Here is a 15,066-nt window from a genome sequence, read left to right as displayed (position 1 = left end):
CCATGACTTATGTATGCTCATTTGTGATGCAACCGAACTGGTTAGCCGTTTATTTACCGTGTTAGAAATCAGTCGGGGATTGCGTGTTGATCAAACTTGAGCGCCTGTTACCCAAAACTCGGGTGCCCTGGGACGCAGTGGTGGTGACCGTGCGGGAGTCTCTGGGGCGAACTGTGGCCGATGTTGCCGCAGTGGATGTAATCGCCGACTTTCCCCTGCCGGTGCCGGCGGCCTTGGCCGCCGCCGAGGAGCTGCGGCGCAAGACGGGTCTCAACCGCATCGTCGTAATGGTGGAAGACGAGCGGCTTTGGCGCAATGACTGGGGCGAACTGGCCTGAAGTCACCGAAGTTCGCCGGCCGATACCTGATAAGCTGCCGCGGGCTTTACTTTCCTACCGTGAGCGCTTATTTGTGCAGCATACGCGTTTCCAGCCCAAGCGGCTGCGGATTTTCGGCGCGGCTTCCTTCGTTTTATTGCGCAGGTTTATCAACCGCAGGCTCATGGCCGAGCGGTTATTGAACTCGACCTGATAGGGTTGGGAAGCGCTGCCATCGCCACGATGCTAACCATCATGGTCGATTTGCCGGAGAGCTGAAACCAAAGCGCGTTGTTCGCCCTTACTCGTTGAGGGGCAGGCTTGGCGGCCAGGTTCAATGTGAACCGACCGCCGAGGCGGCGCCGGATTGGTGCCAGCCAGCCCTCCCCTTGCCGAACCAACAACCCTGCGCGCGCCCAACTCTTTTCAGCCCGCAGGAACTCGCCCCAAAGCGCCACAAGCGCTCAGCGAGTTAGCATAGCCCCCGCTCCAGTGGGGCTCCTAGAACGAGACCGAATGACACATACCGACTACACTGCCCCCGCCGAGCTTTTCCTTGGCCGTGATCACCAGACTGCCTTCGAACAGGGGGCCAAGCGGTTCCCGACCGCTGCCCAGGCCATCCGCTTTGCCGTTGAGGAAGCTGCACCCGTGAGCCTGCATGGGGCACTGCTCCAGGTGGGCACCAAGGCTTATCGTAAGCATGAACTCAATCAGCTTTACCGCAGCGCCGATTTCCCGCTGCCGCGCAAGCACTGATCAACTTGGCGGCAATGCGCCGCACAAGCTAGCTGCAAAGATCAACAGAACGGCGCCAGAAGTGATTTCTGGCGCCGTTCTTTTTTGTGTCGGGCGTGGTTTGCGGGTAATCGGGCTCACGCGGCAAGCTTTACTGGATCTTGACGCCCGCCTCGGCAATCACTGGCGCCCAGCGCTGCACTTCGGCCTGCACATATTCCCCCAGTTCCTCGGGTGTGGAGCCGACCACAACAGCCCCTACTTCCGCCAAACGGGCCGTCACAGCGGGATCCTTGACCGCGGCGACCGCTGCCTCATTAAGCTTGGCGATCACTTCGGGCGGCGTCCCAGCTGGCGCAAAAAGCGCATTCCAGGTGTTGGTTTCGTAACCGGGAACTCCAGATTCATCCATGGTCGGCAGGTCGGGGAAGCTGGGCGAGCGCTCGAGCGTCGTAACCGCCAGCGCCCGCAGCGTACCGCCCTTCATGTGCTCGCTCGCGGAAGGCAGATTGTCGAAGATGATCGGCACGGCGCCGCTGATGGCGTCCACCAGTGCAGGGCCCGAACCCTGATAGGGAACGTGAACCATTTCCACCCCGGCCATGGATTTGAACACTTCGCCTGAAAGGTGGAGGGGCGTGCCATTCCCTGAAGAGGCATAGGCATATTCTTCGGGCTTGCTCTTGAGCTCGGCAATCAGCTCCTCGACATTGTTGGCTGGGAAATCAGGATTGACCAGAAGCACATTAGGCACCGTCACCAGCAGGGAGATCGGCGTGAAATCGGCCACCGGATCAAAGGGCGGCGTGGTGTAGAGCGAGGCGCTGAGGGCATGGGTGGCGATGGTGCCCATCAGGATCGTGTAGCCGTCTGGGGTTGCGTCGGCCACCGCAGTGGCACCGAGCACGCCGCCGGCACCGGCCTGGTTGACCACCAGCACCTGCTGGCCAAGTTGCTGGCTCATGGCTTCGGCAACAACGCGCCCCACCAGATCGGTGGAGCCGCCAGGTGCAAAGGGCACAACGAGGTTGATGGACTTGGTGGGAAAATTGTCTTGCGCCAAGGCTGGAGTGACTAGGGCTGAGGCGAGTGACAAGGCGGCGACAAGTAAAGTCTTTGGTTGCATATATTCCTCCCGAATGATGGGGCGAAGCCGCTCTGCGGCGGACATTCGCCCGTTTGGTGTAGCTTGAAAAAGCGGTCTCAGTCCTCCTCGACAAAAACCTCCTGCCGTTTCTTGCGGATATTGGGCAGCACCGCAATCACCACGGCCAGAACCGCCAAGGCGAGCAGCGTAGCCGAGATCGGCCGGGTCACAAAGATCATCGGATCGCCCCGCGAGATGATCATGGCGCGGCGCAGATGCTCTTCGAGCAGCGGCCCCAGCACAAAGCCCAGCAGCAGCGGCGCCGGCTCGCAACCGAACCGGATCAGCACATAACCGACAATGCCGAAGAACCCGATGGCATAGATGTCGTAGATGTTCTGGTTGATCGAGAAACACCCGATGCAGGCGAAGAGCACGATGGCCGGAAACAGCGCCCGGTAAGGAATGGACAGCAGTTTCACCCAAAGCCCGATCAGCGGCAGGTTGAGCAGCACCAGCAGCACATTGCCGATCCACATCGAAGCGATGATGCCCCAGAACAGCGCCGGCTGGTCGTTGATCACGTTGGGGCCGGGCGTGATGCCCTGAAGAATAAAGGCCCCCACCATCAGCGCCATCACGGGATGAGCGGGAATACCCAGCGTCATTAGCGGAATAAAGCTGGTTTGGGCTGCAGCATTATTGGCCGATTCCGGCCCGGCCACGCCTTCGATGGCGCCGTGTCCGAATTCCTGTGGATTCTTGCTCAGCCGCTTTTCGGCGGAATAGGAGGCAAAGGATGCCAGGATGTGCCCGCCACCGGGCAGGATACCGAGCACCGACCCCAGTGCCGTGCCGCGCAGCACGGGCCCGGTGGAGCGGCGGAAGTCCTCCTTGGTCAGCCACAAATTCTTGACGGCCTTGACCATGACCTCGCGGCCCTTCTCGACCTCGAGATTGCGCAGGATTTCGGCGACGCCGAAGATGCCCACGGCAACCGACACGAAGTTCAAGCCGGAATAAAGCTCGCGGATGCCGAAGGTGAAGCGTGGCTGGCCGGTATAGATGTCCTGCCCAACCATGCCCAGCAGCAGGCCCAGCACGATCATGGCGAGGGCCTTGAGGATCGAGCCATGCGCCAGGGCAATGGAGACCAGCAGGCCCAGCACGATCAGCGCAAAATATTCGGGCGCACCGAAATTGAGCGCCGCTCGCGCCAAGGGCGGTGCGAAAAAGGCCAGCAACAGCGTGCCCACGGTCCCGGCAAAGAACGAGCCCAGGGCGGCGGTGGCAAGGGCGGGACCAGCACGGCCCTGCTTGGCCATCTGGTAGCCATCGATCGCGGTCACGGCCGAGGAGGATTCCCCGGGCAGGTTGATCAGGATCGCGGTGGTGGAGCCGCCATATTGGGCGCCGTAATAAATGCCGGCGAGCATGATCAGAGCGGTCGCGGGCGACAGCGAAAAAGTGATGGGCAGCAGCATGGCGATGGTTGCCGTGGGCCCGATGCCCGGCAGCACGCCGACCAGCGTGCCCAGCAGGACGCCGATGAAACAATAAAAAATGTTGATCGGGTCGAGCGCGACGGAAAAGCCAAGTCCAAGCGAAGCAATGATATCCATGGCTGTCTCCTATCGCCCGAGCCAAGGGCCGACGAGCGGCACGGAAAAGCCAAGTCCGATCACAAAGATCAGGGCGCACATCACCGTCAGTCCCACCGCCAAGATCGCGGCAAAGACGGGCGAATTGTTGCGGCTGGCCATCGCGGTGGCGAACGCAGAAATGAAGACTACGGGCACAAAGCCGAGGCCCCGGATAGTTGCGGCAAAAAAGATGATCGTGCCGAGAATCAGCACGATCGCCCGCCAGGACGGCGGCGAACGTGTTTCCTTGTCGGGCTTGCCCAGCCCGCTGATGGCCACTGCAGCGCCAAGGGCGACGAGTACACCCCCCAGCATCAGCGGCATGAAGCCCGGGCCCATGCGAAAGGCCGTGCCCACTTCATAGTGCAGGGCTTCGGTCGCGAAATAGGTGCCGAAGGCCACAAACAGCCCGCCGGAAACGAGCTCCTTAGTCGATGCATTGACCGCCATCAGCCGGTCACTCCTTTTCTGCGCTTAGATGCAGTGTCGATTCGCCGAGGGCCAGGTCGCGGCGCATCGCGCCACGACCTCGACACTCGACAGCACGGGGTCCTTAGACCTCGCGCGCCTTACTCGGCGAAGACGCCGGCGGCTTCGATCACGCCTTTCCACAGTGCAATCTGGCTGGTCAGGGTTTCGGTCAGTGCTGCGGGGGTCGCTTCATCGGCAGAAACCGGGACGGTGCCCAGTTCGGCAAAGCGGCTCACCACGGTTTCGTTGGCCAAAGCGGCCTGGAGCGCGGCTTCGAGCCGGGCGATGATCGCTGCATCGGTGCCGGCAGGCGCATAAAGACCGTGCCAGACGCCAATTTCCAGTTCCAGCCCGCCTTCGACGGTGGTTGGCAGGTCAGGCAAATTGCCCAACCGCTCGGGCGTCGTGACCGCATAAGCCTTCACTTCGCCGGCCTGGATTTGGCTGGTCGTATTGGTGGTCTGGTCGCAGATCATGTCGATCTGGCCGCCGATAATGTCGGTCATGGCCGGGCCGGCGCCCTGATAGGGCACGGTGGTCATCTGCGTATCGAGCGAGTCCATCAGCAGCATGCCGCACAACTGGCTCGCCGAACCAATGCCGGCATGGGCATAGGTGATGTCCTCGCCATTGGCCTTGATGTATTCGAGCAGTTCAGCAAGCGTCGTCGGCTCGAAATCCTTGCGTGCCACCAACGTCATCGGCACCGAGGTGATCAAGCCTATCGGCTCGAAATCGGTGGTCGGATCATAGGGCAGGCTACGGTAGAGGGTCGGCGCCGTGGACATGCCGATATGGTGCAGCAGCAGCGTGTAGCCATCATTTGGCGCGGTTGCGACCTGCCCTGCGCCCAACGTGCCGCCAGCGCCGCCCACGTTTTGCACCACGACCTGCTGGCCAAGATCTGCGCTCATCACTTCGGCAACAAGGCGCGCAACCGTGTCGGTAGGACCGCCGGCGGAGAATGGGACCACAACCGTGATAGGCTTGGTGGGATAGTCCTGCCCAAAGGCGGTGCCGGTCAGGCTGAGGCCGGCAACCAGTGCGCCGGCGACGAGGGTAGTTAGAGTCTTTTTCATTATTGATCCTCCCGGGATAGCAAAGGGCAGCGAATTGCGGCCACCCCGATGCACACATCATTGCAATCGCCGTGCCAAGCGGCTGGCGCAACGCAGATATGCAACGCGCTTCTGGCGTGCTAGCTATTCTGGCAAGAACTTGCCGCGCCGCCGCCAAGTTCAGGCAAAAACCTGCCAGGAGGATCATTGGCAAGCTGGTTTACCGCATCGGGTTTCGTCAGCCGTAGCCAGCTTATCTGTGCCACCGGTGCATTGGTGCTGGTGGCGGCGGTCGGCTGGGCCAGCTTTGAGCTGGCGCTGGCGGGAGCGATCAACAATGCGGGGCATGAGGCCGAGCGGCGCCTCGCCTTGTTTGATCGCACGCTCGAAGCGATCATCGAGCGCTTTCATTATCTCCCCGCCTCAGTGGCCCTGGCGGCCGAAGCGCGCGATGTCCTGCTCAGCCCGGGCGACGAGGAACTGCGCGAGCGCGCCAATGGATTCTTGTCCAAGCTCAACGACGCTGCCGGCGGCAGCGAGCTTTTTGTCATGGCTACGGATGGGCAGGTGGTGGCCGCCTCCAACTGGTGGGCCTATGACAGTTTCGTCGGCGAGAATCTGGGTTACCGGCCTTATTTCGAAGAAGCCATGTTGGACGGCGACGCCAAGTTCTACGCCGTGGGCAACGTCACGGGCGTCGCGGGATACTTTCTGGCACGCCGGATCGATGGACCCGATGGGCCACTGGGGGTTGCGGTCACCAAGATCAATCTTGGGGAGATCGAGGCCACCTGGTGGCGTTCGGGCGAGTTGATCGCCATTGTTGACATCAACACTGTCGCGATCCTGTCCACTCGACCCGATTGGCGCTATCGCCCGCTCCTGGCGCCGTCACCCGCGGAGTTGACCCGTATTACCGAACAGCGCCGCTATGGCGACACGGGCTGGGTTGAAACCCCCATTGCTGCCGATATCTGGCCGTCGCGGGGAGCCCAGCTTGCCTACCTGACCGGTCAGGACAGTGAGACCTGGGGCCTGTTCCTGGTTGATGAAATGCGGTTGCCGACCCATCAATGGCGCCTGGTTTCGTTTACGCCGACGGCACCGCTGTTCCGGGCAGCGTGGACCGCGGCAGCCGCCGCTGCGCTCGGCGCCTCGGCCCTCCTCCTGATCCTGGCCCTTCTGTGGCAGCGGCAACGCATCGTCGCCCAGCGCCTGGCCGATCACGAGCAGCTGGAGCAGCGCGTTGCCGAACGCACCGAAGCGGTCCATGTCGCCAATGAAGCGCTTCGTGCCGAGATCGCCGAGCGCATCTATGCCGAACGGGCGCAGGCCGAGGCGCAGGCGGGATTGGTGCAGGCAGCCAAGCTCGCCAGCCTCGGCCAGGCGCTGGCTGGGGTAGCCCATGAGGTGAGCCAACCCGTCGCGGCCCTCACCACCCATCTGGCCAGCGCCAAGCTCATCGCCGCCCGCTCGCCCAATACGGATATCACCCCGATCCTGATCACCATGGACAAGGTGGTCGATCGCCTCGCGGCCCTGACGAGCCATCTCAAAACCTTCGCGCGTAAGGACACGCGGATCGAACAACAGGCTGAGCTGGGCGCTGTGATCAGCAATGCGCTTGACCTCGTGGACCACAAGTTGCGCGCCTTTGGCATTGATGTCGAATACCAGCGCCATGGCAGCAAGCTCCTCGTCCCCGGCAACCCCGTTCACCTCGAACAGGTGGTGATCAACCTGTTGTCCAATGCGGCTGACGCCATGGAGCACAGCGCCGCCCGGGTGCTGTCCATGGGTGTGCACCAGCATGGGCGTAGCGCCGAGATTGTCGTCGCCGACACCGGCTCGGGCATCGCGCCATCAGACATCGGCAATCTCTTCGATCCGTTTTACACAACCAAAGAGGTCGGCCGGGGGCTCGGGCTCGGCCTGGCTATTTCCTATGGGCTGGTCAGGGACCTCGGTGGCGCGATCAGCGTGCGCAGCTCCCCCAAGCAAGGCTCCACCTTCACCGTTCGCCTCCCCCTCGCCCACTCTACCGTCGCGGAGAAAATACCTGCATGAGCAATCCCCTGGTGTTGATCGTTGATGACGAGGAGATGATGCGCACGGCGCTGGCGCAATGGCTGCGCCTGTCCGGGTTTGCCGTTCAGGTCGCGGGCAATGCCGACGAGGCCTTGCTCGCGCTCGATGACGTGCACCCCGATGTGGTGCTGACGGATGTGCGCATGCCTGGCCTTTCCGGCATGAACCTGTTGCGCACTGTTCGTGACCGCGCGCTGCCCACCGAGGTCATCCTCATTACCGGTCATGGCGATGTGCCCATGGCCGTCGAGGCCATGCGCGCGGGTGCCTTTGATTTCCTGCAAAAGCCCTATGTCCCCGACGAGTTGGTGGCGAGCCTTCATCGCGCCGTGGCGCAGGCCGCACTCAAGCGCGAGATCGCCCAGCTGCGCCGGCGCCTCGATGGCGGGGAAAACGAGCTGGCGGCGCGCCTGGTTGGGGCCTCGCGCGTGATGGAAGAACTGCGCCATGCCATTCGCGAGCTCGCGCCCATTCCCACCGATGTCATCGTGCTCGGAGAAACCGGCACCGGTAAGGAAGTCGTCGCGCGGTGCCTGCATGACTTCTCGCCGCGCGCCAAGGGCCCGTTCGTGGCCGTCAACTGCGCCGCGATCCCGGCCGAGCTCATCGAGTCCGAGCTCTTTGGCCATGAAGGGGGCGCCTTTACCGGCGCTAAGGGCCAGCGGATCGGCAAGTTCGAGTTCGCCAATAGCGGCACGCTGCTGCTCGACGAGATCGAATCCATGCCCCTGCTCGCCCAGGCCAAGGTGCTGCGGGTGATCCAGGAGCGCACCGTGGAGCGCCTCGGCTCCAACCGGCAGATCCCGCTCGATCTGCGCATTGTTGCCGCGTCAAAGGTCGATCTGCGGGCCGAGTCGGAGGCGGGGCGGTTTCGGGCGGACCTGTTTTATCGCCTCAACATGGCGACGCTCCAGCTGCCCCCCATGCGTGAGCGCGGTGACGATTGCGTCATGCTATTCCACCATTTCCTCGCCCAAGCCGCCCACCGCTTTGGCCGACCGGTGCCTCCGCTCCACCCCGCCGACATCAATGCCCTGGTGATGCATTCCTGGCCGGGCAATGTGCGCGAATTGCGCGCCGCCGCCGAACGCTTTGCGCTAGGTCTTCACCCGTCGGGCCATTCGCTCCAGGCGATCCTTGATCCGCGCATCAAGGCGGTGCCAGTTTCGGGCCTGAGCCTGGCCGATCGTGTCGCCAGCTATGAACGGCACGTCATCGAGGCCGAACTGTCTCTTCACGCCGGCTCGGTCGCCGCCGTCGCCGAAACCCTCCAGGTCCCTCGGCGAACGCTTAGCGAGAAAATGACGCGCCTCGCGGTCCGAAGAAGCCTGCAGGAGACGTAAACGCATCTGGTTGCAGGCCGGCGCGGCCGCTAGCTGGCAACCGTTTCGCAAGGGAAAGCTGGCGCACTCACAACCGACCTCGCCGAGCACTGCGGCAAAGGCGGGTGGAATAATCTAAGTCATGGATATCCCGCCACGAAAAGATCAACCCGCTTACGATGTTCATCCGATTGAAGACGCCATTTTAAGACTGACTCCGCTATTGAGGTTAAGCGCGACTCGATTGGCGCATTTACGTTTTAAGAATGCACCGACGGCTTCCCCTCCCCTGTTTGTTGAGCGTTCGCAGTGATTTCGGGCTTTGACGTCTCTTGGTGTGGCCGAAGCCCAGACTTCTTTTGAAGTGGTCCGAAATGCCGTCACCCGCGGTGAGGCTAGGCTTGAGGTGGACACGAGGGGAAGGCAGCACCGTGCGCAGCGTTCCGAGCGAGAAAGTCGCCATCGCAACCATTCCGAGCCAGAATTTGGCTTCCGTCGTTTTGCTAACGCTAGACAAGTGATGAACGACAGTGGCCGCCAGCCACTGCCCTTCCTAACGGGCAGTGCCTGGGGCGACGATGGTCGTCAGACACAACGAGCCGTTATTATGTCGCGGAACGGCGGATGGAGCCTATGTTGTCCGGATGGATATGCAATCGAGTCGCTCTCAGCTGGGAGTTTCGGCGATAGAGTCGATCTTGCGAGATGTGCTCTCTAAAGCGCATAGCTGCTCGAGACCCAACCGACAGTTCCTTTTCCAAGTGACCTTTGATGTCAGGCTTCCTCTGGCACAAATCGACGTTGACAATGATCCTTACGCTCCGACGCGGCGAAGCCGAGTTGGGGATAGCAGGCTTCGACCAGTCAGACATGAGATTATCCACCGCCGCAGATTGCCTCGACGGTAGAGCCCCAAGGTAGTGACCCGCCTACAGCGTAACGAGCAACGGCCAAGCCCAGCCCAATCTCGGTCTTTCCGATATCTGCACCTGCACGCGAGACGTACTGGCCAAGCGATGATCTCCGTCCACGTCGGCCCGCTTAAAGCGGCAACAGGATTCCACATGGATGACAGAATGTATGGGGCCTTTCGGGTATAGGAGCTAGGCGGCATGATTGAGCGCGCCAAAGAACGCCCCGGCGACCTTTATCATTTCGGCAGAGCGGTCGTGCTGACTTAATGGACCTATAGCCGGCGCGGCATGGTTAGGCCTAGCATCGTCTCGATGTCCATCCTGAGGTAGATTGCTCCTGGGCTGCGATCGAACTCATATGCCGTAGTCACGCCCCTTGCCTTGCAATATTGCCGGGTCCGGTCCCGGCGTAGGCCCAGTCTGGCTCTGACCTCGCCTATGTGCACATAACGCCGTGTGAATTTCCTGAGATCGCTTATTCGGACAGCTGCGTCGCCATCCCCCGACTTCGGCAAATGACCCGAATGCATTAGATTGTAGATGGCCAAGGGCGCCATATCGGCAAGCTCAGCGGCTACCTTGACCATCACACAAGCATCTTCTTGAAGGCACTCAACGATGGCGTTAGTCGCGTACGACTGGCTACTCGCAAACTCCTCCTTGGACACAAGGAGGTCTCGCCAGTCGCACGGACCGGTGTCAGGCCGGGTCACGGGGAGCCAACCTCTGGCAAGAGCCAAGAACGCGGAGCTCCACATGAGAGGCCTCTTTGTCGCTGCGGGCAGTAGAGAACGGATGCTAACCAAGCCGTCTCGCCCCCGGCTTTCTTCGACGTCATCCAACCACTTCATTGATGCGTAAATATCGGTACGAGCGTAATGAGGCCCCTCGCCCAACAATGACGTCGCCGGCCCGGTGATTGCCTGAAATAAGCCGGCACTTTGCAACAGCTTGACGCTTTCCTCCTGCAACCTGAGATCTCTGCCGAGCTGTCGGAGTGGGAGCGCTTCTTTCGCAATTTGGACCAGTCCGGCCACATCGGCCTCCCGGACGAGATATGTATCGGTCAAGAGATGGGTCGGTCTCACAACTTCGACCGCTCCGCTGCGCGCGAAAGCAAGTACCCTGTGGTAGGGAATACCAAACTTGCCTGATACCTGGTTGAGGTTCAGCCAGCCCGGATATTGACTGTGCTCGGAGTCTCGCCGGTACCTGCAACGGCAGGGTCGCAAATGCCTGAAACCTGCCGCGATAGGTGGCCATGGGGCCATCGACAAGCAGCTTGTTGAGGCGATACGCAAAATCGATGCCTTCCTGACCCGGGATATTCTGCACACCTGGCGTGTGGGCGGAGAGAATCTGAACATTGATCCCCGCCTGATCCATTGCGGCGATGCGGCGCGGCCCGATCTCGGCAAGACCCGTATCCTCGAGGAACAGCCTGTTGTTCAGCGCCATCAGCTCACGGGTGGAAAATGTCTCTTCGGTGCCGATAAATGGCAGGTCCTGATCTCGCAGCGAGATATCCGAAATCTCTCCCGCCGCGGCGTGGGCGGCAATGGCTGGCCCGGACAATCCGGAACCAACACCAGCTGCAGCCGCGCCGCTCAAAACGCTGCGGCGTCCCGCCACCAGGCTCTTGGGCATCCGTTCATTACGTGTCATGACCGTTCTGCTCCGATGCTGTGTTGCGTAAGGCGTGCAGCAGCACCACCGTTACGCTGTTGAAGCGGCCTCCGACCTCCTCGGCGGCACCTCCGTATGAGTGACTATAATACTGGAGGGTGGTGGGACATTGCCAATTGGCAACTGGTGGGACGATCCTCGTGGTGGGGAACGCAAGTTATCGGCACGCTGGTGCGTGCACTATCGCTGCAAGTGGACGAGATGGGGCTGCCAGCCGTGGGACAGGAGAGTATGGCAATGGCTGGAACATTGCCCCCTTATGGCGTCCACTGTTGGCTCCTCCAGCGATGACGAGCTGATCCGGCTGGGGAAGGTGGTCAGAGCTGCGGCGCCTGGAGGATCGACGGTGGCCATCAGATACGGTTCTTGAGGCGCCAGCTCTTATCGTGGCATCGCCGATCGACAGTGCGTTCGAGACGATCGGGAAGAAAGGTCCACTTTTCGGCGGCCTACGTGCGACGATAAACGGCGAAGATGGGGTGGGTTTCAGACCGGCGGCTTTTGGACGTATAGCTCGGGCGAGCGGAAGTTGCGTGCGCCGGCTGCATGGCAACATTGAAGCTTCATACCGCTGAGGTTCTGCCATTGGAGCCCTTGCGGTGCAGTCTTGATCGGCCCTGAGTCACATCGGCTTGCATATTAAGGTGTCGAACCAGCATCAGCTTCGTGTCAGCGCAGCATTGCGAGTTTTGGAGCCGTCCCAACCGGATCTTCCCCCGTTTACTTTAGCCCGCCTCGGTCAGTTCGGATGATTGCTTGGGAGCAAAAGAAGTGCATGAAGCACTCAGGTGACGACGGAGCTCCTACCTGTTATCAGGACGATGCATCAGTAGAGGTGCTGGAGGTTGCACGTGTCCGCACTCACTCGAAACAACGTGTCGGTTAGAGGGTCAGGTAAGCGGCCCATCATGTTCGCACATGGCTTCGGCTGTGATCAGAACATGTGGCGGTTCGTGGCTCCCGAGTTCGAAAACGATTTTAGAATCGTCCTATTCGATCATGTGGGTGCCGGTGGTTCCGATCTCTCGGCCTATTCCCGCGACAAGTACGCTCACCTCAGCGGGTATGCTCAGGACGTTCTGGACATCTGCGACGAACTTGACCTTGAAGACGTAACTTTCGTTGGTCACTCCGTAAGCAGCATGATCGGCGCACTCGCGGCCAAGCAGCGGCCTGAGCTGTTTGCTAATCTGGTGATGGTGGGGCCGTCCCCGCGATACATTAACGACGATGGATACGTTGGTGGCTTTGCAGCCGAACAAATCGAAGAACTCCTAGCATTTCTCGATTCCAACCACATGGGCTGGTCCCAAGCGATGGCACCCACCATTATGGGGAACTCCGAAAGGCCCGAACTTGGTGAAGAGTTGACCAACAGCTTCTGCCGTACAGATCCAGAAATCGCCAAGCACTTCGCCCGTACCACATTTACTTCCGACAACCGCGCTGATCTCGACGGCCTGACCACTCGTACGCTGATACTCCAGTGCAGCGAAGACGTGATTGCGCCGCAGGAAGTGGGAGAGTACGTGCACGCCAAAATCCCGAACAGCCAACTGGTGGTTCTCAAGGCAACGGGTCACTGTCCAAATCTGAGTGCTCCTGCAGAGACCATAGAGGCGATCCGCGCCTTTGTCTGAAATCCTGCACTATCCGGATGAGCGTCAGCTTGCCGAATATATCGACTTCTTCGACCATGCTCCGTGCGGATATATCGTGGCTGGAGAGGGCGGCCGTATCGAGCGGGTCAATACGACGTTGGCAGAATGGATTGGCACGCCTGCCGATGAGCTAATCGGCAGACGCTTCCAGGACCTGCTCAATATTGCAGGCAAGATCTATTACGAAACCCACTTTGCGCCGCTGCTGCGCATGCAAGGGTACTTCAACGAGGTGGCGCTTGATCTGGCCATACCAAGCGGGGGCATCATGCCTGTGCTGGTGAACGCCAAGGAAAGTCGAGACGTTGACGGCAATGTCCAATCCCTGCGGATTTCGCTGTTCAATGCTACTGATAGGCGGCGATATGAGCGTGAACTGCTCCAGACCAGAGGCGATCTGGAGCGAGCCAACGCTGCTCTTGCAGATCTCAATCGCGATCTCGAGCATCGAGTAGCAGAAGCACTCGCCCAAAGGCTCGAAGCGGAAGAAAAGCTTCGGCAGGCGCAGAAGATGGAAGCCATTGGCCAGCTCACGGGGGGCGTGGCGCACGACTTCAACAATCTCTTGACGGTCATCATGGGCGGGCTGGATACCATCGGACGGTATGCTTTGCAGCTCGCCGAGGACGAACCACGTAGAAGGATCGAACGCGCACAAAAGATGGCGATGCTCGGAGCGCAACGAGCGGCATCGCTTACAGCACGCCTCCTTGCCTTCTCGCGGCGGCAGCCCCTGGACCCAAAGCCTCTCAACATCACACAGCTCATCCGAGAGACGTCAGACCTGCTCCAGCGAACCCTCGGTGAAACAGTCGCGTTGGAGTCGGTTGAATATGCTGGTTTGTGGCCCGCACTGGTTGATGTGTCGGAGCTCTCCAATGCCCTTGTCAACCTGGCGGTGAACGCTCGCGATGCTATGCCTTCTGGTGGGAGGCTGACTATTGAGACCAGCAACATCTATCTCGATGAGAGCTACCTAGCTCCGTTCGATGAGCCGATCCCGCCAGGCCAGTACGTTTTAGTCGCGGTCTCTGACACCGGGACGGGAATGGACAAGGACACACTGTCCAGGGTCTTCGAGCCGTTCTTCACGACCAAGGAAGTGGGCAAGGGAACGGGCTTGGGACTCAGCCAGGTCTATGGCTTCGTGCGCCAGTCAGGCGGGCACATCCGCATTTACAGCGAGTTGGGCAACGGCACGACAGTCAAGCTCTACCTCCCGCGCGCTCAAGTATCGGAAGATGCTCGTCCAATGATGGATACCGGTACCAATCTGGGTGGACATGAGTCCATCCTGGTCTGCGAGGACGAGCCGGCCCTAAGAGCGTTTTGCGTCGAAGCGTTGAGAGACCACGGGTACCACGTGATCGAAGCGGGTGACGGACATGAAGCGCTTGAACGCCTTCGCGCTCACCCCACAACCGGTCTGCTTTTCACGGACGTTGTGTTGCCCAATGGGATGAACGGTCGCCACTTGGCCGACGCCGCGCGCGAAGCTGTCCTAGGTATCAGTGCTTTTCACCACCGGATACACCCGAAACGCCATTGTTCACCACGGTCGGCTTGATCCGGGAGTGGTCCTGCTGTCCAAGCCATACACAGTGCAGGCGATGCTGGCTAAAGTCCGATCGACGCTGGACAGCTAGTTGCGACATGACAAACCTGACCGCCTGTGGGGCTTTTCTCTCGCCTGTCTCAGGCTGTTGCTGACTTGAACAGGACGCAGCGCTGCTCCAGACAATCTGTTTATTGAACCTGGCTTGGCTGCTACGCGGTGGTCTGCGGACTGGCGGCTTACCATCAGCAAGTGACCAATTGCACGTCGGATCAGTCTGCTTACCGCAGGGTGCGGCGTACATGGTAACCACCTGCCGCCTGAGCGCCTCTGGTGCGGCCACGGCTACTGTGAAGCGGGAGCTTCACTTGCCGCAGGGTGTTCATCCAACACGAACCCCCGCTAAAGTTCCGATGAACGTTTTGCGCTGGGACGCCGTTCCGGCGCAGATCCAGGCCAAGGGACAGCCGAGCTGCTTCCTCAGGTGAGCCCACACTCTGGATGAACTCCGTGGCGGCACCCTCAC

11 protein-coding genes are annotated in these 15,066 nt (G+C 60.7%); 6 read left to right on the top strand and 5 right to left on the bottom strand.

Annotation, left to right across the window (positions count from 1 at the left end):
• The first annotated feature begins 83 nt into the window (after window positions 1-83).
• Both AC3YMN_RS17505 and AC3YMN_RS17500 read left to right on the top strand, forming a co-directional pair.
• On the top strand, window positions 84-338 hold the full coding sequence (locus tag AC3YMN_RS17505) for a hypothetical protein (RefSeq protein ID WP_127751940.1): 255 nt from the start codon (window positions 84-86) through the stop codon (window positions 336-338).
• 495 nt (window positions 339-833) lie between these two features.
• Window positions 834-1,076 (top strand): hypothetical protein, encoded by a 243-nt coding sequence (locus AC3YMN_RS17500; RefSeq protein ID WP_489891016.1) that lies wholly within the window; start codon window positions 834-836, stop codon window positions 1,074-1,076.
• 130 nt (window positions 1,077-1,206) lie between these two features.
• On the opposite strand, the gene AC3YMN_RS17495 is transcribed toward AC3YMN_RS17500, so the two are convergent.
• The 4 genes from AC3YMN_RS17495 to AC3YMN_RS17480 form a co-directional block, all read right to left on the bottom strand.
• On the bottom strand, window positions 1,207-2,181 hold the full coding sequence (locus tag AC3YMN_RS17495; protein ID WP_489891015.1) for a Bug family tripartite tricarboxylate transporter substrate binding protein: 975 nt from the start codon (window positions 2,179-2,181) through the stop codon (window positions 1,207-1,209).
• A 77-nt stretch (window positions 2,182-2,258) separates the two neighbouring features.
• The gene (locus AC3YMN_RS17490; RefSeq protein ID WP_489891014.1) at window positions 2,259-3,764 is read right to left on the bottom strand and encodes a tripartite tricarboxylate transporter permease; all 1,506 of its coding nucleotides are present in this window, start codon (window positions 3,762-3,764) and stop codon (window positions 2,259-2,261) included.
• Between the two features lie 9 nt (window positions 3,765-3,773).
• Window positions 3,774-4,235: a tripartite tricarboxylate transporter TctB family protein gene (locus AC3YMN_RS17485; protein ID WP_489891013.1), complete on the bottom strand. Its 462-nt coding sequence runs from the start codon at window positions 4,233-4,235 to the stop codon at window positions 3,774-3,776.
• A 119-nt stretch (window positions 4,236-4,354) separates the two neighbouring features.
• Window positions 4,355-5,335 (bottom strand): tripartite tricarboxylate transporter substrate-binding protein, encoded by a 981-nt coding sequence (locus AC3YMN_RS17480; RefSeq protein ID WP_489891012.1) that lies wholly within the window; start codon window positions 5,333-5,335, stop codon window positions 4,355-4,357.
• Window positions 5,336-5,521: 186 nt separating this feature from the next.
• Here AC3YMN_RS17480 and AC3YMN_RS17475 point away from each other — a divergent pair, with 186 nt between their 5' ends.
• Both AC3YMN_RS17475 and AC3YMN_RS17470 read left to right on the top strand, forming a co-directional pair.
• Window positions 5,522-7,381, top strand: a complete 1,860-nt coding sequence (locus AC3YMN_RS17475) for an ATP-binding protein (RefSeq protein WP_489891011.1) — start codon at window positions 5,522-5,524, stop codon at window positions 7,379-7,381.
• The gene (locus tag AC3YMN_RS17470) at window positions 7,378-8,745 is read left to right on the top strand and encodes a sigma-54-dependent transcriptional regulator (RefSeq protein WP_489891010.1); all 1,368 of its coding nucleotides are present in this window, start codon (window positions 7,378-7,380) and stop codon (window positions 8,743-8,745) included. Before AC3YMN_RS17475 ends, AC3YMN_RS17470 begins: the two co-directional genes overlap by 4 nt.
• A 1,727-nt stretch (window positions 8,746-10,472) precedes the next feature.
• Here the strand turns inward: AC3YMN_RS17470 and AC3YMN_RS17465 are convergent.
• Window positions 10,473-11,303, bottom strand: coding sequence for a hypothetical protein (locus AC3YMN_RS17465; protein WP_489891009.1), 831 nt, complete (start codon window positions 11,301-11,303; stop codon window positions 10,473-10,475).
• A gap of 929 nt (window positions 11,304-12,232) precedes the next feature.
• Between AC3YMN_RS17465 and AC3YMN_RS17460 the strand changes: the two genes are divergently transcribed.
• Together AC3YMN_RS17460 and AC3YMN_RS17455 are read left to right on the top strand one after the other, a co-directional pair.
• A complete protein-coding gene (locus tag AC3YMN_RS17460) occupies window positions 12,233-12,964 on the top strand; it encodes an alpha/beta fold hydrolase (protein ID WP_489891008.1) in 732 nt (243 codons plus the stop codon).
• On the top strand, window positions 12,957-14,552 hold the full coding sequence (locus AC3YMN_RS17455) for an ATP-binding protein (protein WP_489891007.1): 1,596 nt from the start codon (window positions 12,957-12,959) through the stop codon (window positions 14,550-14,552). Before AC3YMN_RS17460 ends, AC3YMN_RS17455 begins: the two co-directional genes overlap by 8 nt.
• Window positions 14,553-15,066: the final 514 nt, after the last annotated feature.

The sequence above is a fragment of the Devosia sp. Z11_6 genome, assembly GCF_058133665.1.
This window is presented reverse-complemented; position numbering and strand designations above follow the sequence as displayed.

What these genes read in the sequence shown, in the direction of transcription:
- AC3YMN_RS17485 (WP_489891013.1), bottom strand. Translation starts at nt 4,235, where the DNA reads ATGGCGGTCAATGCATCGACTAAGGAGCTCGTTTCCGGCGGGCTGTTT.
- AC3YMN_RS17490 (WP_489891014.1), bottom strand. Translation starts at nt 3,764, where the DNA reads ATGGATATCATTGCTTCGCTTGGACTTGGCTTTTCCGTCGCGCTCGAC.
- AC3YMN_RS17500 (WP_489891016.1), top strand. Translation starts at nt 834, where the DNA reads ATGACACATACCGACTACACTGCCCCCGCCGAGCTTTTCCTTGGCCGT.
- AC3YMN_RS17480 (WP_489891012.1), bottom strand. Translation starts at nt 5,335, where the DNA reads ATGAAAAAGACTCTAACTACCCTCGTCGCCGGCGCACTGGTTGCCGGC.
- AC3YMN_RS17470 (WP_489891010.1), top strand. Translation starts at nt 7,378, where the DNA reads ATGAGCAATCCCCTGGTGTTGATCGTTGATGACGAGGAGATGATGCGC.
- AC3YMN_RS17495 (WP_489891015.1), bottom strand. Translation starts at nt 2,181, where the DNA reads ATGCAACCAAAGACTTTACTTGTCGCCGCCTTGTCACTCGCCTCAGCC.
- AC3YMN_RS17465 (WP_489891009.1), bottom strand. Translation starts at nt 11,303, where the DNA reads ATGACACGTAATGAACGGATGCCCAAGAGCCTGGTGGCGGGACGCCGC.
- AC3YMN_RS17460 (WP_489891008.1), top strand. Translation starts at nt 12,233, where the DNA reads ATGTTCGCACATGGCTTCGGCTGTGATCAGAACATGTGGCGGTTCGTG.